At 31.9% G+C, this 24914-nt stretch carries 24 protein-coding genes; 23 read left to right on the top strand and 1 reads right to left on the bottom strand.

From position 1 onward, the window contains the following. Positions 1–286: 286 nt before the first annotated feature. Positions 287–412: a hypothetical protein gene (locus C4S35_RS16205; RefSeq protein ID WP_279627791.1), complete on the bottom strand. Its 126-nt coding sequence runs from the start codon at positions 410–412 to the stop codon at positions 287–289. Between the two features lie 471 nt (positions 413–883). Between C4S35_RS16205 and C4S35_RS09605 the strand changes: the two genes are divergently transcribed. The 23 genes from C4S35_RS09605 (at position 884) to C4S35_RS16200 (ending at position 24804) form a co-directional block, all read left to right on the top strand. Then, positions 884–3310 carry an SLBB domain-containing protein gene (locus tag C4S35_RS09605; protein ID WP_103999978.1) on the top strand — a complete coding sequence of 809 codons (2427 nt, stop codon included), beginning with the start codon at positions 884–886 and terminating at the stop codon, positions 3308–3310. A 259-nt stretch (positions 3311–3569) separates the two neighbouring features. Further along, entirely contained in the window at positions 3570–4640 is a 1071-nt protein-coding gene (locus C4S35_RS09600; RefSeq protein WP_103999977.1) for a Wzz/FepE/Etk N-terminal domain-containing protein, read from the top strand. An 84-nt stretch (positions 4641–4724) separates the two neighbouring features. Next, a complete protein-coding gene (gene pseB / locus C4S35_RS09595; RefSeq protein WP_103999976.1) occupies positions 4725–5732 on the top strand; it encodes a UDP-N-acetylglucosamine 4,6-dehydratase (inverting) in 1008 nt (335 codons plus the stop codon). A 4-nt stretch (positions 5733–5736) separates the two neighbouring features. Continuing rightward, positions 5737–6936: a UDP-4-amino-4,6-dideoxy-N-acetyl-beta-L-altrosamine transaminase gene (gene pseC, locus C4S35_RS09590; protein WP_103999975.1), complete on the top strand. Its 1200-nt coding sequence runs from the start codon at positions 5737–5739 to the stop codon at positions 6934–6936. Next, on the top strand, positions 6917–7936 hold the full coding sequence (locus tag C4S35_RS09585) for a zinc-dependent alcohol dehydrogenase (RefSeq protein ID WP_103999974.1): 1020 nt from the start codon (positions 6917–6919) through the stop codon (positions 7934–7936). Before pseC ends, C4S35_RS09585 begins: the two co-directional genes overlap by 20 nt. Continuing rightward, on the top strand, positions 7924–8979 hold the full coding sequence (locus tag C4S35_RS09580) for a Gfo/Idh/MocA family protein (RefSeq protein ID WP_103999973.1): 1056 nt from the start codon (positions 7924–7926) through the stop codon (positions 8977–8979). The genes C4S35_RS09585 and C4S35_RS09580 overlap by 13 nt, the downstream gene beginning before the upstream one ends. After that, positions 8972–9988 (top strand): UDP-2,4-diacetamido-2,4,6-trideoxy-beta-L-altropyranose hydrolase, encoded by a 1017-nt coding sequence (pseG, locus tag C4S35_RS09575; RefSeq protein WP_103999972.1) that lies wholly within the window; start codon positions 8972–8974, stop codon positions 9986–9988. The genes C4S35_RS09580 and pseG overlap by 8 nt, the downstream gene beginning before the upstream one ends. Continuing rightward, positions 9988–10860 carry a methionyl-tRNA formyltransferase gene (locus C4S35_RS09570; RefSeq protein ID WP_103999971.1) on the top strand — a complete coding sequence of 291 codons (873 nt, stop codon included), beginning with the start codon at positions 9988–9990 and terminating at the stop codon, positions 10858–10860. The genes pseG and C4S35_RS09570 overlap by 1 nt, the downstream gene beginning before the upstream one ends. Continuing rightward, the gene (gene pseI, locus C4S35_RS09565) at positions 10857–11906 is read left to right on the top strand and encodes a pseudaminic acid synthase (protein WP_103999970.1); all 1050 of its coding nucleotides are present in this window, start codon (positions 10857–10859) and stop codon (positions 11904–11906) included. The genes C4S35_RS09570 and pseI overlap by 4 nt, the downstream gene beginning before the upstream one ends. Before the next feature lie 197 nt (positions 11907–12103). After that, entirely contained in the window at positions 12104–12427 is a 324-nt protein-coding gene (locus C4S35_RS15615) for a hypothetical protein (RefSeq protein WP_159916708.1), read from the top strand. 18 nt (positions 12428–12445) lie between these two features. Further along, positions 12446–13297 carry a hypothetical protein gene (locus C4S35_RS09555; RefSeq protein ID WP_103999968.1) on the top strand — a complete coding sequence of 284 codons (852 nt, stop codon included), beginning with the start codon at positions 12446–12448 and terminating at the stop codon, positions 13295–13297. A gap of 1 nt (position 13298) precedes the next feature. Further along, positions 13299–14003 carry a pseudaminic acid cytidylyltransferase gene (gene pseF / locus C4S35_RS09550; protein ID WP_103999967.1) on the top strand — a complete coding sequence of 235 codons (705 nt, stop codon included), beginning with the start codon at positions 13299–13301 and terminating at the stop codon, positions 14001–14003. After that, entirely contained in the window at positions 14003–14953 is a 951-nt protein-coding gene (locus C4S35_RS09545) for a Gfo/Idh/MocA family protein (protein ID WP_103999966.1), read from the top strand. The genes pseF and C4S35_RS09545 overlap by 1 nt, the downstream gene beginning before the upstream one ends. Further along, positions 14953–16257 (top strand): DegT/DnrJ/EryC1/StrS family aminotransferase, encoded by a 1305-nt coding sequence (locus C4S35_RS09540; protein WP_103999965.1) that lies wholly within the window; start codon positions 14953–14955, stop codon positions 16255–16257. The genes C4S35_RS09545 and C4S35_RS09540 overlap by 1 nt, the downstream gene beginning before the upstream one ends. Then, entirely contained in the window at positions 16247–17197 is a 951-nt protein-coding gene (locus C4S35_RS09535; protein ID WP_103999964.1) for a CDP-glycerol glycerophosphotransferase family protein, read from the top strand. The genes C4S35_RS09540 and C4S35_RS09535 overlap by 11 nt, the downstream gene beginning before the upstream one ends. Beyond that, on the top strand, positions 17190–17735 hold the full coding sequence (locus C4S35_RS09530; RefSeq protein ID WP_103999963.1) for a GNAT family N-acetyltransferase: 546 nt from the start codon (positions 17190–17192) through the stop codon (positions 17733–17735). The genes C4S35_RS09535 and C4S35_RS09530 overlap by 8 nt, the downstream gene beginning before the upstream one ends. Next, positions 17732–18862, top strand: a complete 1131-nt coding sequence (locus C4S35_RS09525) for an N-acetyl sugar amidotransferase (RefSeq protein WP_103999962.1) — start codon at positions 17732–17734, stop codon at positions 18860–18862. Before C4S35_RS09530 ends, C4S35_RS09525 begins: the two co-directional genes overlap by 4 nt. Further along, a complete protein-coding gene (hisH, locus tag C4S35_RS09520; protein WP_103999961.1) occupies positions 18859–19491 on the top strand; it encodes an imidazole glycerol phosphate synthase subunit HisH in 633 nt (210 codons plus the stop codon). The genes C4S35_RS09525 and hisH overlap by 4 nt, the downstream gene beginning before the upstream one ends. Positions 19492–19496: 5 nt before the next feature. After that, positions 19497–20363 carry an imidazole glycerol phosphate synthase subunit HisF gene (gene hisF, locus C4S35_RS09515; protein ID WP_103999960.1) on the top strand — a complete coding sequence of 289 codons (867 nt, stop codon included), beginning with the start codon at positions 19497–19499 and terminating at the stop codon, positions 20361–20363. Continuing rightward, positions 20363–21616 carry an N-acetyl sugar amidotransferase gene (locus tag C4S35_RS09510; protein ID WP_103999959.1) on the top strand — a complete coding sequence of 418 codons (1254 nt, stop codon included), beginning with the start codon at positions 20363–20365 and terminating at the stop codon, positions 21614–21616. The genes hisF and C4S35_RS09510 overlap by 1 nt, the downstream gene beginning before the upstream one ends. Positions 21617–21630: 14 nt before the next feature. After that, a complete protein-coding gene (locus C4S35_RS09505; protein ID WP_103999958.1) occupies positions 21631–22986 on the top strand; it encodes a capsular polysaccharide export protein, LipB/KpsS family in 1356 nt (451 codons plus the stop codon). After that, the gene (locus C4S35_RS09500; RefSeq protein ID WP_103999957.1) at positions 22986–24212 is read left to right on the top strand and encodes a lipopolysaccharide biosynthesis protein; all 1227 of its coding nucleotides are present in this window, start codon (positions 22986–22988) and stop codon (positions 24210–24212) included. The genes C4S35_RS09505 and C4S35_RS09500 overlap by 1 nt, the downstream gene beginning before the upstream one ends. Then, positions 24205–24804, top strand: a complete 600-nt coding sequence (locus tag C4S35_RS16200) for an acyltransferase (RefSeq protein WP_103999956.1) — start codon at positions 24205–24207, stop codon at positions 24802–24804. Before C4S35_RS09500 ends, C4S35_RS16200 begins: the two co-directional genes overlap by 8 nt. The last annotated feature ends 110 nt before the right edge of the window (positions 24805–24914 follow it).

Below are 24914 nucleotides of genomic sequence, written 5' to 3'. Positions count from 1 at the left end.
AAACTTTTGGGTTCAGTCTACATTAACGTTTTTTTTGAAATTAGAAAATTATGATTTTCTAATTTTCTTTTTTAGCTCACTTAATTTTATTGTAAGTGGTGTTCGCTGAATCTTCGATTTGTCTTGATCAAAAAAGAAACAAAAAAATATTCATGGGTTCTTATTTTTTTGGTATTCATGAATCTTCGATTTCAAGTCTTCACTCCCTCGGCGGTCAAATTAGTTTTTGAATTAGCTTTGCTCTGTTCGCCTTCGGCTCGAGTCTAAAAGAAAAAACTCGCTATGCTCAAACAGTTTTTCTTTTTACGTATTCTTCAAACACTTCACGCTCGCCTGTGGAAGCTAAGGACAATTGAAAATCGTAAATAATAGCAAATGGATTTATCATCGAATAGAAAAAATAAAATTTCATTTTATATTTTTTTGTGAAAATTAGGTCGAGAATAGACGCTTTGAATAATTGTACATATAACGGTGTCACAAAGTTTATACACAATTTCTTTTTAAATAGAAATTAGTTTAAAAGTTTACGAGATATTTTTATTTTGTAAACTTTTTTTTATTTAATGGTGTTATTTCTTATATGATTCACGTTTTTTAGTCATTTAGGAACAATTGTCATTACTTTCGCAAAACTAAATTGAGGTTAATTGTTTAGTACCGTGATATGAACCAAAAAAAAGTCTTTTTTGTTTTATATTTCCTACCGAAACTAGAGGTTTTCCTGTAATTTTGCTATAGCTTTGTAAAAATTTTGAGAAAGAGTACGTCCTACTGTGTGGCTTACTATGGCGAAGCCATGCGGAGTTGCTACTCTCAGGGTTGCCTAAGAATAGATTTTCAAATCGAATACGATACATAAATTGTAAATTTTAGATTAAACATGAGAAAAGTAATTATTCTAGCTGTGTTTTTTATAGCGCTTTTTAACTCCTCAACAGTGATGGCGCAAGATTTGTTGAAAAGTACTGATTTGAGCACACTGAAGGTGGATTATTTATCGGACAGTGATATAGCAAAAATCAAAACGCAGTTGCAAACTAATAATGTAACTATCGAGCAAGCGGAACCGATGGCTTTGGCTAAAGGAATGCCAGCATCTGAGTTTGCTAAATTGAAAATTCGTTTAGCAGAAATAAAAAGTACTACCGCCACTGCTAAAAAGGATGATCTGAAAGGGGAAGATGAATCAAGTGAACTTACCAGAAAACAAGAAAAAATTGTCAATACGAAAGTAAAAGATTCGATTAATGCACTGGTTTTTGGTTCGGAACTGTTTGATAATCCTTCCTTAAATTTCGAACCCAATTTGAAATTAGCCACTCCGGTGAACTATGTACTTGGACCAGGAGATGAATTGCAAATTAGTGTTTATGGCGTTCAAGAATTTAATGCCTCTGTTCCCGTAACTATGGAAGGTAAGGTAAATATTCAGTATGTAGGCCAGATTCCCGTTTCAGGAATGACTATAGAAGCGGCAACCCAAAAAATAAAAGGCGCTATTGCCAGAGTGTACAGCACTGTTGGATCCGGGCAATCACAAGTTGGAATCAGTTTAAGTCGTATCAGGACGATTAGAGTAACTATAATAGGCAGTAAGCAGCCTGGTAATTATTCAATATCTTCTTTGGCAACCGTTTATAATGCTTTATTTTTAGGTGGGGGTCCGGGAAAGAATGGAAGTTATAGAAACATAGAATTATTAAGAGATAATAAAGTTTATAAAAATATAGATATCTATCGCTTTTTAGTGAATGGAGATCAATCGGATAATGTGGGATTAAAAGATAATGATGTTATCCGCATTCCAGCGTATAGTCAAAGGGTTACTTTGGAAGGTCAGGTGAAGCGTCCCGGTATTTTTGAAATGAAAAAAGGAGAGACATTTGCTGATTTATTATCTTTTGCTTCCGGGTTCAACGAATTTGCTTACACCGCTTCGGTCAATGTTTTGCAAAAAACAAACAAAGAGTTTAAAGTTCGCGATGTCAAATTCGCAGAATTTAATACTTATAAACCTTCTTCGGGGGATGTATTTAGAGTAACTAAAATTTTAAACCGTTTTGAAAATCGTGTTAAAATTGACGGTGCGGTTTTCAGACCTGATACCTATTCTTTTTATGAAGGCATGCGAATCTCCGATTTGATTGCAAAAGCGGACGGATTAAAAGAAGATGCGTACAGTAACAGAGCAACAATCATTCGATTAAAATCAGATTTGACCACGGAAATCGTGAATGTGAATTTGGTGAAAGCTTTGGAAGGCGACCTTGAAGCAGATATTGCTTTAAAAAAAGAAGATATCGTAACGGTGTACTCTATTTTAGATTTTGTGGAACAATATAAAATTACCATTGATGGCGAGATCAAAAAACCTGGGATTTATGATTACCATGAAAATTTAACCTTAAATGATTTGTTGGTAGAGGCTGGAGGATTGACCGGTTCGGCTTCCAAAAGAGTTGAGGTAGCGAGAATGATCAAGTCGGAAACAATTGATGATGCCAATCCTAATAAAGCACAATTATTCAATTTAGAGATAACAGCAGACAACAATGAGCAGTTAAAAAACTTCGCCTTACAGCCTTTTGATGTCGTAAATATTCGCAAAATGGCGGTGTATGAAAAACCAGAGATGGTAACGATAAGCGGTGCCGTGAATTATGCCGGAAAATATGTTTTGGCAACAAAAAAAGACAGAGTCTCTGATGTAATTGAAAGAGCCGGTGGTTTGACTTCGCTGGCGAATATAGATGGTGTTAAAATCAAAAGACCTATTCAAGCCAAACAAATAGAAGTGGTAGAAAGCGTAGATCTGAATCTGGGTAAAAAAGACAGTATTCAAAAAAAACTAACCAAAAAATTAAAGGAAGTTTTGAAATTTGCAACAATACCTGTGGATTGGAAGTCGATTGTTAAAGATCCAAAAAGTAATACCAATGTCACGCTGTTTCCCGGAGATGAAATTGAAGTGGCGGCTTTTAATGAAGGCGTAAAAGTTACCGGAAACGTGTTGTTGACTTCAGAAATTCCTTATCAAAAAGGGAAAGGATTCGGTTATTACTTAAGTGCTGTAGGTGGAGTCGATAACAAAGGCTGGAAAAAGAAAGCCTATATTATTTATCCAAACGGAAAAGCGGCAGTGGCCCATTCTTTCTTATTTATACGATCTTATCCTAAAGTAACTCCAGGGTCGCAAATTATTGTTCCGGAAAAACCAGAAGTTAAAAAAATGAGTACGGGCGAGTTTGTTAGTATAGCTGGAGTATTGGCGAGTTTGGCAGGGGTTATTATTGCGATATTGAGGTAATGGTCAGTAATCAGTGGTCAGTGTTCAGTGTTGAGTGATCAGTTTTCAGATTGCAGTGATCAGTTTTCAGATTGCAGTGATCAGTGGTCAGTGTTCAGGTTTAGGTTTCAGGGATCAGTCTCAGATAGCAGATTTCACTTGTTATACCTCTATCCTAAAGTGAGACCAATGAAAAACAGATAACAGGCTTTTGTCGACATTATTTAAAATATACATTTCCATACAATTAAATAAAATACAAGCGAAAAATCTTGATACAATGAATAAAGAAATACCTAACGACGAAATCTCTTTAAAAGAATTGCTTGAAAAAACCAAAGATTGGTTTTCTTATTTGCTTTCGCAATGGAAAATTATTGTGTTGGCGGGGATTATAGGAGCAGGTTTAGGATTGGCGTATTCCATTAGTAAAAAACCGGTTTATACCGCAACTTTGTCTTTTGCGTTAGAAGACGAAAAATCCGGTGGCGGACTAGGAGGAGCTTTAGGTTTAGCGAGTCAGTTTGGACTGGATCTCGGTGGTGGTGGTGCTAGTATTTTTACCGGTTCTAATTTGACGGAGTTGTTTAAGTCCCGAAGCATGGTTGAACAAACTTTATTGAGTCCTGTGGTTTTGGAAGGTAAGACTATTTCGCTGGCAGAGATGTATATCCAAAATAAAGGATGGCGTGAGCAATGGAGTGCCAATCCTAAATATAAAGGTATTCAGTTTTTACCAAAAGCGGATCGAAAAAACTACACAAGAGGTCAAGATAGTATCTTGGGCGTGATGTATCAGAATCTATCGCAAGGTGGATTAGCTGTAGGACAAAAAGATAAGAAAGTGGCAATTGTTAGTATTGACGTAGTGTCTAATAATGAATTGTTTTCCAAATATTTTTGTGAAGCCTTAGTGAAAGAAGTTTCGGACTTTTATATCGATACCAAAAGCAAAAAATCTCGGGAGAATATGTTGATTTTAGAACGTCAAACTGATTCCATTCGTAGGGAGTTGAATGGTGCGATTACAGGTGTAGCAGTAGCCAACGATAATACTTTTGGATTGAATCCTGCAATGAATGTACGCCGGGCGCCTTCTGCCCGCAGACAGGTAGATGTACAGGCGAATACCGCTATATTGACCGAGTTGGTCAAACAGACCGAACTAGCTAAAGTAACTTTACGTAAGGAGACGCCATTGATTCAAGTAATTGATCAACCTATTTTGCCTTTGAAAAAAGAAAAGTTTGGGAAGACAAAAGGGATTGTAATGGGAGGAGTTTTAGCAGGTTTTTTGGTGGTGTTGGGATTGGTCGGTAGGCGATTGTTTACACAGGTGGTGTCCTCTTAGTTCTATACTATAGAAACAGAATAAAAAAAGAATTTTATCCAATGAGGGTAAACAATAGTATTATTTCACAAAAAAATATATAATATGAATCTTGAAAATAAAACAATTTTAATAACTGGTGGAACTGGGTCTTTAGGGAAAGCACTAACTTCTCATATTTTTAAAAATTTTCCTGAAATTAAGAAATTGATTATACTTTCTAGGGATGAGCAAAAGCAGTTTCAAATGGCTCAGGAATTTCCAGAAAGCCAATTTCCTCAAATTCGTTTCTTTTTGGGAGATGTTAGAGATGAGCAAAGATTGGTACGTGCCTTTCAAGGCGTCGATATTGTGATTCACGCTGCCGCAATGAAACATGTGCATTTAGCTGAATACAATCCGGATGAGTGTATCAAAACTAATATTGGTGGTGCACAAAATGTTATCCATGCTGCTTTGCAAACAAGCGTAAGCAATGTTGTTGCATTGTCTACCGATAAAGCTTGTGCCCCAATTAATTTATACGGTGCGACTAAATTGACTTCAGATAAACTATTTGTAGCTGCTAATAATATAAAAGGAACTAATCCAATTAAGTTTTCAGTAGTACGATACGGTAACGTAATGGGGTCAAACGGTTCTGTTATTCCTTTTTTTATGAAAAAGAAAGCAGAAGGGAAATTACCTATCACGGATGCCACTATGACTCGTTTTAATATATCATTACAAGGAGGTGTAGATATGGTAATGCATGCTATTGATCAAGCTTGGGGAGGGGAAATATTCATCCCTAAAATACCTTCTTATAGAATTACTGATGTTGCCAAAGCCGTTGCTCCTGAATGTACATTGGAAATTATTGGAATTAGACCAGGTGAAAAAATACATGAAGAGATGATCACTTCTTCCGATTCTTATAACACCTATGACTTAGGGAAATATTATACTATTTTGCCTTCAGTGCCACATTTTGATTTAGATGATTTTGTTAGTACTTTTTCTGCAATAAAAGTTACTGAAGGATTTAATTACAATTCAGGAACGAATGCCGAATGGGAAACAGTAAATGGTTTAAGACTACTGATTAAAGAACATGTAGATTTAAATTTTTAATACTATGATTGATAAAATAATACCTTACGGACGTCAAAATATTACACAAGAGGATATTAATGTTGTTATAGCAGCATTGCAGTCCAATTATTTGACACAAGGGCCTAAAATTTTAGAGTTCGAAAAAGCTTTTGCAGAATATGTAGGAAGTACTTATGCGGTAGCTGTTTCTAATGGAACTGCTGCATTGCATTTATGTGCATTAGCATTAGATGTAAAGGATGGGGACAAAGTGATTACAACACCCATCACTTTTGCGGCATCAGCAAACTGTGTGCGTTACTGTGGTGGAGAAGTTGTTTTCTCAGATATTGATCCCGATACGTATCTTTTGGATATTGAAAAAGTAAAAGCATTATTAGAAGCATCTCCAAAAGGAACTTATAAAGGAATTATTCCTGTTGACTTTGCCGGTAGAGCTGTGGATTTAGAAGCATACAGAAAATTAGCAGATCAATATGGTTTGTGGATAATTGAAGATGCTTGCCATGCTCCAGGTGGTTTTTTTGTTGATTCGTATGCTGAAAGTCATAATTGCGGTAACAGTAGTTTTGCTGATTTGGCCATTTTTTCTTTTCATCCAGTAAAACACATCACTTGTGGCGAAGGTGGGATGGTTACTACAAACGATGAAGTTCTGTATAAAAAGCTTTTGGCATTGCGTACTCACGGAATTACTAAAAATGAATCAGAATATACTAATTCTGTAAATTTTGCTAATGGATTGGATACAGAAAATAGTATTTATCCAGCTTGGTATATGGAAATGCAAACGCTAGGATTCAATTATAGATTGACTGATTTTCAAGCTGCTTTAGGAACAAGTCAATTGCAAAGAGCAGATGAAGGATTAGTAAAAAGAAGAGAAATTGCAGCAATTTATAATGAAGCATTGAGAGAGAAGTCATTTATAAAAGGGCAATCAGGTGTTGTAGAAGGACATGCTTATCATCTTTATGTTATTGAAATAGAAGATCGTTTGGGATTATATAATTATTTAAGAGAAAATAATATATTTGCTCAAATTCATTATATTCCTTGTCACTTGATGCCTTATTATAAGCAATTTGGATGGGCAGCAGGCGATATGCCAAATGCAGAAGCATATTATAAGAGGTGTATAAGTTTACCAATGTATCCATCGTTAAGTGACGAAGAACAACAATTTGTAATTAATAAAATTAATGAATTCTTTAATAAGTAAAGTTTATACTCTTAATTCTCCTAAAGATTTAATTCTTAAAGATGAAGTAATAGAGGTTGGAAAATATAATGATGATTACATAATTGGAGAAACAATTTATTCTTGTGTTTCTCCTGGTACTGAGGTAGCTGCATATGCAGGTATGACCCCATTAAGACCAGGAAATCCTTACCCAAGAATAGTTGGTTATTGTAATGTAGCTGAGGTAATAGAAATAGGTGTAGATGTTAAAGGTGTCTTGGTTGGGGATTATATTCTTACTTTTCAATCGCATAGAGACAAATTTGCTATTTCTTCAAATGATTTTTATTTAATACTATCTCAAAATGTAGATCTAAAGTATGCTTGTACTGCTTATTTGTTCCACTTAGGTTATCATAGTTTAATTACTGGGGAAGTGAAGCAAGGCCATACGGTTGGAATCATAGGAGCAGGTGTATTAGGTGTTTCGACAGCATTAATGAGTAATGTTGCTGGAGCAAATACTTATCTTTTTACTAATCAAAAAGATGTATCAACGAAACAAAACTTAAAGCACATAAAATGCATTGGTAAATCGGAGGAAGAGCTGAGCAAAGTGGACAGTGAAGTATATGAAACGGGATTTGATATTATCGTTAATACATCTAATTCTTGGGATGACTGGCATCTAGCATTAAAACTTGCTAGAAAAGGAGGAGTAATTGTTAATTTAGGTTTTCCTGGTAGGGGACAACAATCTCCAACATTTAATCCATTAGATCCTCAATATGTATATACGAAAAATTTAACAATCAAAGCGCTTAGTTTTATTAATGAATCTGAAGTGCAACCTCATGATGTTAGATTCAATATGAAAAGAAATCTACAGTATATAGTAGGGCTCTTTAATTCTGGAAAGCTAAATCCAAAAGAATTATTAACAGACGAGATCAATTTTACAGAATTAGAAAAGCAATACGAGAAATACCTAGAAAGAAAGACACAAATGCTTTCATCATTAATCACATGGAAAAGTTAAAAGTAGCGGTAATAGGATTGGGAAGAATGGGAGCAGAAGTATCTCAAAGATTAGAAGGTAAAGTGCCAAATGGTTGGCTGCCGATTAGTCATGTTGAATCTGCTATTAATATACCACAATTTGAAGTCGTTGCATTTTGTGATACTGATACTGATAGATTATTTAGACTAGGTCAGCATTACAATGTGTCAGAATTATATACTGATTATAAGACGTTAATTAATGAATCTAAACCAGATGTACTTTGCATAGCTACTAGAACTGAAGGTAGAACTGAGATAATAAAGTATGCTGCCCAAAATGGTGTACGGATTATCTATTTTGAAAAGCCTATTAGCAGAACAATATTAGATTGCAAAGAAACGATTGATATATGTAATGAGAACAATGTAACTGTTGGTTATGGTGTAAATAGAAGATATCATGATACTTATAGAGAAGCTAAAAAAATACTTAAATCGGGAAGGTTAGGAAATCTTAAAGAAATTGTTGTAGAACATGGTAGGAGCCCTTTGTATTGGACTCATCCGCATTCAACAGATATTATTTTATTCTTTTCAGATTCTATCGAGTTTGAATACTTGCAAAGTACCTGCTTAATTGATGGAAATAATATACATGGATTAGTCATTGACGAAGATCCAATAATTTTGAATGCATATATAAAATTTGAAAATGGAGTGTCAGCTTCAATCAATCAAGCTAACGGACTCAATGTGAGACTTGTTTGTGAGAATGGAACTATTACTATAATGAAAGATGGTGAAAGAATTGAAATTTATGAAGGTTCTGGTTATGAAGATTTAACAGAAACATTAGTGTTAAATATCAATACCAGTGCTACCGAAAATGCATTTAAAGAATTGTTAAATGCTTCTTTGAATAATGGAATAGCCCCAATTTCCACTAATGAAATTTTGGCAGGAATGATTTTGTTGAATGGATTTGTATATTCCTCTTTAAATGAAGGAAAAAGAGTTACAAAATCTGAAATACCAAGTGATCTATTAATTACAGGAAGGTCGGGAGATTATTATGCATAAAAAATCAATATTATTTCGAGCAGATGGTGACTCAACAATCGGTTTAGGCCATATATATCGATGTTTGTCGCTAATTGATATGCTTAAAGATGATTTTAATTGTTTTTTTATTTTAAAAAGTAATGACACATCTATTACAGATATAATTAAATCTTATTGCAAAGTAATATTGTTAAAAGATCAAGAATCAGAAGTTGATCAGTTAAGTATACTTGTTAATTCTAATGTAATAGTTGTATTAGATGGTTATAATTTTGATACAAATTATCAAAAGAAGATAAAATCAAGAGGTGCGAAATTAGTTGTGGTGGATGACTATGCAAACAATGAATATTTTGCTGATGTAATTATAAATCATGGTGATTTAAGTGTCCTTAAATTATATAAAACAGAAAATAAATCAAAGATATACGCAGGACTGAATTACTTAATGCTTCGTAAAGAATTTTTGCATTTGGCTAGTTTTGGTAGAAGTCCAAAAGAAATAGGTACCGCTTACATCTGTTTCGGTGGTGCAGATCCAAATGACAACACTCTTAAGACGATAGACGCTTGTTTTATAAGTGGTGTTGTAGGAAAAGTAATTGTTGTAACTGGGGCAGCTTATATACATAATGGAATTGAAGAAAGAATAAGCAAGTATAAAACATTGTCTATAATTCATAAAAAAAATATTAACTCGAATGAAATTATAGAATTATTGTCGCAATCGCAAATTGCAATTTGCCCTTCAAGTACAGTTTCTCTTGAAGTATGTTGTGCTAAAGTTGGTTTGTTAACAGGAACGGTAATCGAAAATCAAAAATATATACATAAAGAATTAGTTGATTTAAATTGCGCGTTATCGATAGATGATTTTAATACAGCAACAGTTGATATTATTGCACAGAAACTTGTAATGCTAAAAAACGAGGGTGTTTTAAATCAGTTAATTAGTAATCAAGCTAAGTATGTAGATGGAAAATCCAGAAATAATATTTTATCAATATTTCAAAAATTATCAGCATAATGAATATTAGTTATGGTATCCTCTCAAGTGGAAACTTAGGGCTACAATGTTTGAAATATTTGCATTTAACTCAGAATATAAATTTTGTTTTCACTGATAAAAAATCTGATGGGATAATATCATTTTGTAATGATAATAACATTCCTTTGTTTATTGGTAACCCCAGAGGTGCTAAATCTTCTTGTTTTTTAAGCAATTTTGATACAGATGTTATCTTGTCATTAAATTATTTATTTATAGTTGAGGATGACATTATTTCACACGCCAACAAATACTCGATTAATTTTCATGGTTCTTGTTTGCCAAAATACAGAGGAAGAACACCGCATGTTTGGGCAATAATAAATGATGAAAAAGAGACAGGAATAACTGCACATAAGTTAACAGAAGGTTGTGATGAAGGGGATATTATATATCAAGAAAAAATAACTATTGCCCAAGATATTACAGGTGCTGAATTGTTGGATATTTATAATGAAAGATATATAATTATAATTCAGAAATTAATTAATAAAATAGAAAAGAATACGATAACTTTCATTCCACAAGATGAAACCAAAGCAACATTTTATGGTAAAAGAACTCCAGATGATGGGCAGATAAATTGGAGCTGGCAAAAAGAGCGTATATATAATTGGATAAGAGCTCAAGCAAAACCATATCCTGGGGCTTTTACTTACTGCAAAAATAAAAAGATAGTTATACACAAAATACAATATTCAGATTTTGGATATAATGATAGTGATCCAAATGGGATTGTATTACAAACAGAGAGTAATATTATCATAAAAACGCCCAACGGTGCAATTTGTTTATTAGATTATGATTTTGCATCGGATGAAAAAATAGTAAAAGGAGAAATTTTAGTATGAAAGATATTCAAATAGGTAACGTAACAATTGGAGATAATCAAAAGCCTTTTGTAATTGCTGAATTAAGCGGAAACCATAATCAATCTTTAGAAAAAGCTTTATTGTTGATTGACTTGGCTGTGGAAGCTGGAGCGCATGCAATAAAATTGCAGACATATACCGCCGATACATTAACAATAGATGTTTCACACGGAGAATTCGTAATAACGGATCCTAAATCATTATGGTGTGGTAGAAATCTATATGAATTATACCAAGAAGCGCATACGCCTTGGGAATGGCATAAGGCATTATTTGATAGAGCAAAAGAAAAAGGCATTATGTGTTTTAGTACACCATTTGATAATAGTGCTGTTGATTTTCTTGAAGAAATTGGAGTTCCGGCTTATAAAGTAGCTTCTTTTGAAAACAATCACTTACCACTTCTAAGAAAAATTGCTAAAACAGGAAAGCCAGTTATCATGTCTACGGGTATGTCTAAGCTTGCTGATATTGAAATAGCGGTACAAACACTTAAAGAAAATGGATGTATAGATTTAATTTTACTCAAGTGTACAAGTACTTACCCCGCGACTCCTGAGAACACGAATATTTTAACAATTCCACACATGGCTCAAATGTTCGATTGTCACGTAGGATTGTCTGATCATACCTTAGGTGTAGGAGTATCTGTAGCATCAGTGGCTTTGGGTGCACGAGTAATTGAAAAACACTTTACAGATGATAGAAGTAAAGGAGGGGTTGATTCTGCATTTTCAATGGAGCCTTTAGAATTTAAGATGTTAATAGAAGAATCTGAAAGAGCATTTTTAGCACTTGGAAAAGTGAAGTATGGGATATTAAAAGAAGAGGAAAAAAGCTTGACCTTTAAAAGATCAATTTATATAATTAAAGATTTAATAGCTGGAGATATTTTAACTGAGGAAAATATAAAAATCATTAGACCTGGTTTAGGTATTTCTCCAAAGTATTTTGAACAAATGTTAGGTAGAACCATAAAAAAAGATGTAAAGAGAGGAACAGCATTAACTTTTGATTTATTTTAGAATTAATGAGAATCGGATTTAGAAGATATTTTGTAATCGAGTGGCAAATTAACACACATATTAGATTTTCGAAATTTGTGTATCATAAGATACCATATATTGGAAAATTTATTAGTATAATGGTTTTAGATAGATTACTATTTATTATTTACGGAGTAGAGTTAATGTCTTTCTCAGTAAATGTGAAACATCTTTCTATGACACATCCAGGGGGTGTTTTATTAGGTGGTAATGGAATTTATTCTGAAGGTAGAGTGGTGATAATGTCGGGTGTAAAGTTTGGAGGTAAATCGCCAAGCGATCCATTGTATAAAGAAAAACATCAGATACAAAGAGTATTTGAATTAGGTGATAATGTTGTGATAGGTACAAGCTCTGTTGTATTAGGTCCAATTACAATTTGTGATAATGTTACCATTGCTGCAATGTCGCTTGTAAATAAATCTATTACCGAACCAGGTATTTATGCTGGAATACCTGCAAAAAAACTATCTGATAAAATAACATATGAATGGTTATAAAATTTAAATAATTATATTATGAAAACAATTAAGAGTAATTTAATCTATATAAGGTGGCATCTGATTGCAATTAGATACTTATCTTTATTTAAGAATTATAGGGGGAATTTTTTGGTTCCATCTGCAAAATCTAAAATTGCAAGCTCTCTGGAAATTAATTTAAAAGGATTTAGTAATGGGCCTAAAATAGATGATAATATCTTAAATGAGATTAGAAAAATATACGAGTCAAGAATTAAAGATGTTGTAATAGGTTCAAAAGGAGCACCTTTTGTAAATCTTATTAAAGATGAAGATATTACCATTGATAATCCTATAATGAAAATCGCATTTTCAAAAGATGTGTTTGATGCAGCACTTGATTATTTTGGAGGTAAAATAATTCTAGATAGTATTCAACTTTTGTACTCCGTGCCAACAGCAGGTGAACTTAGAGAAAGTCAGAAATGGCATAAGGACTTTGGAGATACAAAATCGTTTCATTCTATCACTTATTTAAATGATGTAACAAGTGTTGAAGAGGGCCCGTTTGTTTTTCTTAACAAAGAGAATTCTAAAAAAATGAAATGGTCACTTTTTATTCGTAGAATAAGTGATAATATTATGCAACAAGAATTAAAAAATGGTGAAGTAGAATATTTTTACGGTAAAGCCGGATCTACTGTTTTTGTCGATCCAGCTATGTGTTATCATTATGGTAGTAGATGTAAAATTCCCAGATATGCAATTTTTGTTACGTTTAATTCGACAACACCATTTGTTTCGCCATTAAAAATAGTTGAAAATAATCAGGGTAAGTTATTGGAGGTTGCATCAAATTTACGTCCAGATCTATCAAAGAAAATGTTGAAAAATATTATTGGTGTATAAAATGAAGAACTGTTTAGCAATCATTACCGCAAGAGGTGGTAGTAAAAGAATACCAAGAAAAAACATTAAAAATTTCCTTGGTAAACCTATAATTAATTATTCAATTCAATCTGCGATTGATTGTAGTTGTTTTGATGAAGTAATTGTATCTACTGATGACCAAGAAATTGCAGAAGTAGCAATAGCTGCGGGTGCTAAAATTCCATTCATAAGATCTGCAGAGTCTTCTAATGATTTTTCAACAACCGCAGAAGTAATTTCCGAAGTTTTGAGGGATTATAAAAAAATAGGAGTTGAATTTGAATATGTTTGCTGCATTTACCCAACAGCTCCATTTATAACAGCTGATAAATTAAAAAATGCATACGAAATGTTAATCAGTTCAGGGGCAAAATCTGTTGTTCCAGTTGTTCGTTTTGGTTTTCCAATTCAAAGATCATTTAAAATTGAAGATAATTCACTAAGAATGAATTGGCCTGAACACATGAGTACTAGATCACAAGATTTACCAGCTTCTTATCACGATAGTGGCCAGTTTTATTTTCTTAGGACAGAAAGTTTTCTAAAGGATAACAAACTATTTACAGATTTTACAGTTCCTTATGAGATGCCAGAGTCAGAGGTGCAAGATATTGATAATGAAGAAGATTGGAAATTAGCCGAAATTAAATATACTTTTCTACTTAGTAAACAAAAAAATAGATAATGTATAAAGTATTGATTTTGGGTTGCGGAAATATAGGAGCATTATATGATTTTGATAATGATGAAATATTAACGCATGCCAAAGCTTTTAATCAGTATAAAGTAGATTTATATTTATTCGATATTGATGAAAATCTCGTTCGAAAAGTAGCTAATAAATACAAGGCGAAAGTAGTTCCAGTAATAGATAATATTAACTTTGGGGATTTTGATATTATCAGCATTTGTACGCCGACTTTTACTCATAAAAAATACCTTGAAAAAGCTTTATTGAATAATGTAAAAGTTATTATATGTGAAAAACCAATTTCTACAGATAGTGACGAAATTGATCATTTAATTAATGCTTACGAGAAATCAAATTCTAAAGTGATTGTAAATTATTTTAGAAGATTTCAGCCTGCATATCTAAGTTTAAGGAACTCTATTGAAGAAATTTTAAAACAAGAGGAATTAACAAATATCTCTATTAGAACGCAACGAGGCTTTATTAATAATAGTAGCCATGCCTTTGATTTAATTCAGTACTTATTTAATAAACCACTAGAGCTAAAAAATATTTTAGTTCATAATAGAGAGAAGGATCATTTTGATACTGATCCAACATTATCGCTACAAGCTTTATGGGATGAGGTGAATTTAAGTTTACAAGGCTTGTCAAATGTTTATTTTTCTTTTTTTGAAATAGATGTTTTTTTTACCCATCAAAGAATAAGTATTCAAAATGCTGGGAAAGATATATTTTATTATCAATCAGAAGATTCATTTCAATTTCTAAAACCTTTGTTTAAAGTAGAATCATTAAATAAAACGGATTGTATAAAGGATTATATGCAACACGTTATTGAATATTCAATAAGTTTGATAAATGAATCATCAAATCTTGAAGATAATTTTCTTGAAGCTGTAAAATTAAATAAATCAATGTTAACAATATTAAATAATAGATAATGGCAAAACTTGCAATTAACGGAGGAACACCGATACGTACAAAATTATTTCCTTCATATAACACTATTGGATCTGAGGAAAAAGAAGCAGTAAATAAAGTACTAGACAGTGGTAATCTCTCTCAGTTTATAGGAGCATGGCATCCTGATTTTTTAGGCGGTTCCACAGTTAAAGAATTTGAAAATAATTGGGCTCTAGCTTTTGGCGTAAAGTATGCCATTTCTTTGAATTCAAATACATCAGGTTTATTTACGTCAATGGGTGCAATAGGGATTGTACCTGGTGATGAAGTAATTGTTTCGCCATATACAATGTCAGCAAGTGCAATAGCTCCTTTGGTTTATGGAGGTGTTCCAGTATTTGCAGATATCGACCCAGTTACTTTTTGTATGGATCCTATAAGTATTGAATCTAAAATTACACCTAGAACTAAAGCAATTATTGTGGTACATATTTTTGGGCATCCGGCAGATATGGACCAAATAATGAAAATTGCAAAAAAACACAACTTATATGTAATTGAAGATTGTGCTCAAGCCCCTATGGGAAAATATAAAGGTAAGTTTTTAGGATCTATCGGTGATATTGGTGTGTTTAGTTTGAATTATCATAAGCATATACACACAGGTGAAGGTGGTGTAATAACTACAAATAATGATTTATTGGCAGATCGTTGTCAATTAATAAGAAATCACGCGGAGAATATCACAGAACCAAGAGAGATTGAAGATTTGACAAATCTGATTGGCTATAATTATAGAATGACAGAAATTGAAAGCGCAATAGGAATTCAGCAATTGAAAAAACTTCCAGGTTTGATTGATGATCGTTTGAAAAATGTAAAATTTTTAAATAGAGAGCTTTCAAAGTTTGATGCCTTAACAATACAAAATGAGCAACCAGAAGACTCTGTTCATACTTATTATTTATATCCAATCAAATTTAACAAAGAAATTGCAGGTGTAGACCGTAATATGTTTGTAAACGCTTTAAAAGCGGAAATTCCTTCAGCTGTATTGAGAGAAACAGCACCTCTAATTGGCGCGGGTTATGTTAAGCCACTGTATTTACAACCTATTTATCAGAAAAAAGCAGCTTGGGCTTTTAATCCAGCACTTTGTAAAAATGTACCAAGTTATGAGTTAGGAACTTGTAAAGTTGCAGAACAAATGCATTTTCACGAGCTTATTACACATGAATATATGCGTCCTGGAATGACTGAAAAAGACATGATGGATGTTGTTGATGCATTTACAAAAGTATTTGAAAATATTGACGAATTAAAGACGTTGAATGCCTACTAAAAGCAAAAAAACACTATTTATTTTTAGTGATCCAGGAGGTGCCAAACCATTACTTTCTATAATCGAAAACTACAATGATAAAGATTACTTAGTTATAAGTGATAGAAATTATTCTTTTTACGATGAATTTAATGTTGACGTGAAAATTGTAGTTGATGGATATGATCAAATAATTGATGATTTTAATCCACAACTGATTTACACAGCTACCTCTTACAAATCGAATATTGAAAAAGAATTTCTTAGAATAGCAAAAATAAGGAATATTAAATCTTGTACCTATGTTGATCATTGGACCTCTATATTAGAGAGATTTCAATTTCAAAATGAAACTTTTTTACCTACAATTTTGCAAGTCATCGATGATCGCGCAAAATCTATTGCAATTGAACAAGGTATTCCTGAATATATAATTGAAATAATAGGTAATCCATACCATCAAAAGATTAAAAATTGGATGCCTAATCAATCAAAAAAAGATTTTTTAATAGAATTAGGTTTGCCAAATGAAAACTATAAGTTATTAGTATATGCGCCAGATCCTCTTTCAAATGTAAATGGTAAGACAGTGTTTGGATTTGATGAGATAATGGCGACTTTTAATTTAGTTAATTTATTTGAAAAAGAGATAGTTAATACAAGCTGGAAAATTTTAATTAAGTTACACCCAAATCAAAATGAGGGATCTATTAAAAAAATTGTAGAAGCCACAGATGATTTTATAATTTTAAACGAAAATGTAAGTAATAATGAATGCATATATTACGCTGATGTTGTGATAGGATATTTCTCTTCCTTTTTAATTGAAGCAAATTTATTTGATAAGCCTATATTAAGATATTTACCATTCGGAATTAAAAACGATCCTATAAAAGAATTAAATATTGGGGCTATAGTAAACGACATTCAACTAAAAAATTATTTATTAAGTAATGATTGATTTTAACAAAGAAATATTTTTGAAGGGCGATTCGATATCATTGAGACCTCTAAAAATTGAAGATGTGACTGGACGTTATGGATATTGGCTCAACGATGCTGAAATAACTAAATATAATTCTCATGGTAGGTTTCCAATGACTCAAGAGAAGTTGGTGAATTTTGTGAAAAATTCTCAAAATTCTTCAAACAATTTAGTTTGTGCAGTGATTACCAATGAAACGAATGAGCATATTGGAAACATCAGTTTGCAATCTATTAGTTGGGTAGATAGAAATGCTGAAATAGCTTTTATGTTAGGCGAAAAAAAATATTGGGGCAAAGGTGTAATGTATGAAGCGTCAAAGCTTTTAATTGATCATGCATTTAAAAATTTGAATTTGCACAGGATACATTGCGGTACGTCTTCAGATAATACGGGAATGAAAAAATTAGCTGAAAAGTTAGGTATGATAAATGAAGGAATAAGAAAAGAAGCAATATTTAATAATGGTATTTATTACGACATTGTTGAATATGGTATATTAAATAAGATATGAAGTATTGTGAAAAATGTTTACAAACCGATACTCGTCCAGGAATTAAATTCGATGAATATGGTATATGTCCTCCTTGTAGATACCATGAGAGTTTGCAATTGGTAGATTGGGATGAGAGAAGAAAAGAAATTGACCAAATAGTTGAGTTTGGGAAGAATAATAACCATTCAGGTTACGACTGTATTATAGGAGTTAGCGGTGGAAAAGATAGCACACGCCAAGCATTTTTCGTGAAAGATGTGTTGAAAATGAATCCGTTACTTGTAACACTTAGTTACCCTCCGAATCAAGTAACACAAAAAGGGGTTGATAATGTTGCTAACATGATTTCACATGGATTCGACTGCATATCAATTAATCCCTCTCCAATTGTTTGGAAGAAACTTATGAGAAAAGGTTTTTTTCAATTTACAAATTGGGCAAAATCTACGGAATTAGCATTGTTTAGTAGTGTGCCTCGTTTGGCTATAGCATATCAGATACCATTAATTTGGTGGGGTGAAAATGCAGCACTGCAACTGGGCGATCTAAATGTAATGGGTAAGAATGGTAGTGATGGCAATAATTTAAGAAAAATGAATACGCTAGGCGGAGGTGATATTACTTGGTTGTTGGACAATGAAATTAGAAAAACAGATGTATTGCAATATGTATATCCTTCAGAAGAGGAAATGGAAAATGCAAATTTACGCATCACCTTTCTCGGGTATTTTTGGAAAGATTGGTCATTAGTAGATAATGGAAACTTTGCTGTATTGCGAGGTCTCGATATTAGAAATGAATCGCCAGCAGAAATTGGTGACCCATTAGGGATTACTTCATTAGATGAGGATTGGGTAGGAATGAATCAAATGATAAAATATCTCAAATTTGGTTTCGGTAGAATCACTGACTATGTAAATGAAGATATCAGGAATGGCAAAATTAGTAGGGATGAAGCAATTAAATTAGTTAAAAAATATGATGGTAATTGTTCCCCAAAATATATAAGGAGTTTTTGTGACTACATCGAAATAACAATAGATCAATTTTGGGAGCACGTAGATAAATCTGTAAATAAAGATTTATTTTATAAAGATAGTTATGGCAAATGGATACCGAAATTTAATGTGGGAATAGGATTATGATAAAACAGCCATCAATTGTAATTATTGATTATGGAGTAGGTAATACTCAATCGGTAGCAAATGCAATTAAGTTTTTAGGATACAAAAATGTAAAAATATCATGTGATTTTAATGATATTGAAAATGCGGACGCTCTTATTCTTCCTGGTGTTGGAGCCTTTGAAGAAGCAATTCAAAATATAAAAAAACGAAATTTAGTTGAAATTCTAAATTATCAAGTATTAGATCTAAAAAAACCAATACTTGGAATCTGTGTTGGTATGCAATTACTAGCTACTTATTCTGAAGAAAATGGAAAACATGAAGGCTTAAACTGGATAAAAGGAGAGGTGAAGAAGCTAAATCTTTCAAGAGAGTTTTCAGTTCCTCACGTTGGATGGAATGATGTTATCATAAAATCTAAAGACCCATTGTTTACTAAAAATACTGATTTAAGTAATTTCTACTTTGATCACAGTTTTTATTTTGATTGTTATGATGAACAAAATGTAATTGCATATTGTGATTATGATATTAAAGTAACAGCAGCAGTTCAAAAAGGCAATATTTTTGGTGTACAATTTCATCCAGAAAAAAGTCACAATAATGGACTGAAAATGTTTAGAGATTTCATAAATAGTATTAGTTAGTTATTATGCTTAAAAAAAGAATAGCCGCAACGGTAGTTGTTAGAGATGGAATTGTTGTACAAAGTATTGGTTTTGAAAAATACTTACCCGTAGGAAAACCAGACATTGCAATTGAATTTTTAAATCAATGGGGAGTAGATGAAATAATTCTAATAGATATTTCTGCTACTAAAAACAATACTGGTCCACAATTCGATGTTATTAGAGAAGTTTCAAAAAAAGGATTTGTACCATTAACAGTCGGAGGAGGTGTTTCTAATATAGAACAAATAAGAGAGTTAATGAATTGTGGGGCTGATAAAATTTCTATAAATAAAGCAGCAATACATAATAAAGCATTAATTACAGAAGCCGCTCATATATTTGGCAACCAATGTGTAGTTGTATCTCTAGATGCAATTAAAATTGATGGGAAATATAAAGTATATGATTATATCTTGCGTAAGCATTTAGATATTGAAGTATTTAGTTTTGCAAAAGAGGCAGAAAGGTTAGGGGCAGGGGAGATATTAATAAATTCTGTAGATAGAGATGGTAGTTATCTTGGTTTCGATATAGAATTAATGAATGAAATTTGTGCTGTTGTAAATATACCAGTTATTGCAGCTGGTGGCGCTAAAAACGCAAATGATTTTATTGAAGTGTTTTCAAAAACAAAAGTATCTGCAGCGAGTGCAGCAAATTTCTTCAACTTTTTTGAACATAGTGTTAACATCACAAAAGCTAAAATTAATAAAGAAATAAATATAAGATTAGAAACTTTTGCTGATTATAAAGATGCTGAGTTTGACAGTGACATAAGGCTAAAGAAGAAGGCGGATGATGTTTTAGAAAGTATGTTGTATTTAAAAATTGAAAAAGAGATTATATAATGGAATTTTGTTCAAGATGTTTGTATTCTAGTTCTCATCCTTTAAATTTAGTTATAGATGATGAAGGTATATGTAGTGGCTGCAGAGTGCACGAGGAAAAGGATTTATTAGATTGGAATAAGCGTGAAAATAAGTTAAAAGAAATTTTAGACTTATACAAAAATAAATCAGGCAACAGTTACGATTGTATTATTCCTGTTAGTGGAGCAAGAGATTCTTATTTTATTGTTGATTTAATTAAAAATAAACTAGGGATGAATCCACTCCTAGTTACCTATAATAAACATTATAATACAGATGTAGGTGTTAGAAATCTTGCAGAACTTAGAATTAAATTCGACTGTGATATAATGACGCTTACTGTGAGTCCCGAAACAGTTAAAAAGATTACAAGAGCAAGTATTAGAAAAATGGGAAGTATCTATTGGCATTGTTTATCAGGTCAAACAGTGTTTCCTGTTCAAATTGCAGTGAAATTTAAAATTCCTTTAATTATTTGGGGAGCTCATCAAGGTATTGATCAAGTGGGGATGTTTTCTCATTTAGACGAAGTAGAAATGACCAGAAAGTATCGAAAAGAACACGATCTAATGGGAGTTGAAGCGGAGGGTCTTATAGACGAATTCGATGGTATTACAGAGCAAGACATTACTCAGTATAAGTATCCAGATGATAAGGAAATTGAAAGAGTTGGCGTACGTGGGATTTATTTAAATAACTATATACGCTGGGATACAAAAGCGCAACACGAACAAATGATTCAGAAATACGATTACGAAACAACTAAGCAAACTAGAACTTTTGATTCGTATAATGATATTGATTGTTATAATTATTCAGACGTCCATGATTACATCAAGTTTATAAAACACGGATATGGAAAGGTGGTAGACCATGCTACTAGAGAAATCAGACTGAAAAGAATGTCTAGGCAACAAGGCTTAGAATTAGTTCGTAATTATATCTACAAGAAACCTAGGAATTTAGATTTGTTTTTGAATTGGATAGGAATGGCAGAAAACGGATTTTATTATATGCTTGATCAGCATAGAAACAAAAAATTATGGCAAAGAAATGAGAGTTGGGAATGGGAATTTACTGATCAGTACTTAATTGAATTAGAGAATAGTTTTAAGACAAATAATAAGTTAGAATTATCAGAAAATTTTAAAGATTTTATTCTAACAAATAATAAAAGATCTACTGATGCTACAAATAAATATATTTTAATTAGTAAAGGAGTTGATAAGTAAATTATAATCAAATTATGAATAGTTCAAAACCAATTATACTGTTTTTTTCTAGGGATTATCAATCGCAATTTTATCCTACTTTAAAATCTGAAGTATTTGATTCCATCCATGTAACATTAAATAAAAAGGAGAAGAAGAATGTTGAAAGTAAGGGAGGAAAAGTTGTTGCTTGCTTAGAGGAAGAATATGAAAAATTGCAAGAAGCAGATATTTCATTTCCTTATTTAGAATATTCAATAGGTTCAGATCGTTTTTTGAGAGCTTATACTCATCAGCAAAGATTGAGTGTGTTAAAAAAACTCGTGTCATTTTGGGGTAATATAATGGATAAATATAATCCAAGTTATGTCATGAATGAAGTAGTCGCTCTTGAAATCTCAGAAGTACTACTTATTGAAGCAAAAAAAAGAGGGATAGAATACCTAGCTACTGGAGCATTTGCTTTTGACAATTCATTTTTCTTTCACACAACACCTTATACTAGTGAAGTACAAGATCAACTTAATTCTGTAGTGCCTACAGAAGAGCATAAACTAATTGCAAGAAATTATATAAATAAAATACGATCTGGTGCTGTTGAGAATCCACATATAAAAGTATTGAGGAAAAGCAAAGATATAAGTAATTTATTAAATAAAATTAAAAGTCTAACAATACAGGTTTTGAGAACATTATACGTTAAAAACAAAACAATTAGGCAAATTTGTTATTACGAAAGTTTTTCTTACTTCTTTGATGAAATTAATTATTACATTAATTATATTTTGAGATCAAATGCTTACGATAAATTAGAAGACATAAATAAGGACACTGAAGTGGTGTTTTATCCACTACATTTTGAGCCAGAAGCAACTTTGTTTTATTTATCACCGTTTTGTGATAATCAGTTTGCTTTAATTGAAAATGTTTTAAAATGTATGAAAGAAGATCAGGTGTTAGTGATCAAGGAACATCCAGCACAAGCGGGTTTTTTAATGCAAAAACAATTTAGAAAGCTTAAGACAAGATTTCCGAACGTTAAATATTTAAAAGCAGATATATCTTCATCAATTGTAATTATTAGGGCAAATTATATTTTCACTCTCGTTAGTACCGCTGGTTTTGAAGCTATGTGTATTGATAAACCTGTAATTGTATTTGGTAAAGTTTACTATAATGCATATTCTGGCGTAAATTATTGTACAACATTCGAAGAAGTTTATAATCTATTGAGAGGATTAACAACGTTTAATAAATCAGACGGTTTGGAAGATTTTTTATCAAGGATGATTGCAATTTTAAATGTAGGTTATCCATGGCCCTATCCAATATTATACACGAAAGAAAATATAGATAATGTTAGAATGGGTATTGAAAAAAGAATTGTGTAATGAGTGAGAATATGCAAAAGTACGCTTACATAGGTGCCACATTGTTTAGCTCAGCAGTTGGCATTATAAAAAGCTATTTTTTTATGGATTTATTAAGTAAACGTGATTTAGGTAATATAGCCATTTTTCAATCAATAGTTATGATTATAGGGTTCTTACAAATCGGCAGCATAACTGGCGGATATCGAGTAGTGTCTTTTTCAAAAAATAGATATAAAAACATTAATAATGCGGTGATTAGCTATCTAGCTCTATTGTTTATGCTTATCATAGCAGGTAGTGCGGTTTTTAGCTTGTTTTATGGATTTAATTCATTTTTAATTATTGGAATATTTGTAGGTATTGTCTCGTTATTAGCAAATTGGTGGTCTAATTTACAAGTTGGCTTAGGTAGGAATAAACGTTTAAGTTTAATGACATTTTTAAGTGTTCTTATTTCATTAACTTGTATTCCAGTATTATATATAAACCCTTTGTATGGGGCAATCTCACTCATAGCTTTACAACCCACATCATTTATTATTCTTACCTATATATTCAACAAAGACTTCAAATTTAAAATCAGTTTAAAATCTATCCCTTATTTAAAATTGATTGCAAAATATGGTTTTGTTCCATTCTTGGTCGGAATATTATTTTATATAAATCAACAAGTTGAAAGATGGGTAATAGGTGTAAGTTTAGGACTCGAAAGCTTAGGTGAATATTACTTGGTTTTTTTATATACAACCGTTTTTATGGTTGTGCCTTCGGCACTTGGGAGTATCAATTTTCCTAAGTACATGAAGTTAATTAGAAATAATCAAGGAGATAAAAAAAGTTTTTTTTCATTATTTAGTTTATATTATTTAGAATTGTCAGTATATTTAATATTAATGTTTATTGGTACTTATTTTATACTCCCATTTCTCGTTGGAAAATTATTGCCAGAACACATAAGTGGTGTTTCATATGTTAAAATAATATTCTGGGGCTTATGTTTATTTGTATTGATGGACCCAATAACATTCGTTTTGAATGCTAATTTACATTATAAGGAAGAAATAATAATATACTCTTGTGCTTTAGCTACATCGTTATCTAGTTATACCTTTTTGTATTTTAATAAATTAAGTTCTCTGACAAATTTCGCATATGTAAATTTGGTATTTATAATAACAGTATCGATCGGATATTTTATTTATTTCCAATCGAAGGGTAAATACACACTTTATAAAAATGATTAGTTTTTTTGATTTAAAAAATTCTTTCTCTGGAAGAATGTGGGCTATTCTCTTAAAACCATTTTTAAAAAATTTGGGTGCAGGGTCAAGAATTGTTTGTCCATTAAAAATAAAAGGTTTAAATAAAATTAGTATTAATGAGTCCGTTATTATAAACCCTTTAGTTTGGTTACAAGTAGGGCATCCGGAAGGGCATTTGCAAATTGATTCAGGGACAGTGTTAGGCCATATGAATCATATATTTGTTTTAAGGAGTGTGCATATAGGTAAAAATGTTTTAACAGCAGATAAAGTTTATATTTCAGATAATCTTCATGGATATGAAGATGTTTTGACTCCAATTATTCACCAACCTATAAAACAGATTGGAAGTGTGGTTATTGGTGATGGTTCTTGGTTAGGAGAAAATGTATGTGTCATTGGAGCTAAGATAGGGAAGAACTGTGTTATAGGGGCAAACTCAGTAGTCACAAAAGACATCCCTGATTATTGTGTTGCGGTTGGGTCTCCAGCAAAAATAATTAAGCGGTATTGTACCATTAATAACAAGTGGTTAAAAACCGATAAGAATGGTGTTTTTCTTGAAGAGAAATAATGAGGATATTTATGAAAATCAGGTTTGTGTTTTATCGTTATTTTTTTTTTAATCTTAGTTTCTATACTTGGATGCGCTAAAGATGAAGCGAATATTAGGGAAGTCCCAGA

It is taken from the genome of Flavobacterium urumqiense, from assembly GCF_900108015.1.
Taxonomy (GTDB): Bacteria; Bacteroidota; Bacteroidia; order Flavobacteriales; family Flavobacteriaceae; genus Flavobacterium; species Flavobacterium urumqiense.
This window is presented reverse-complemented; position numbering and strand designations above follow the sequence as displayed.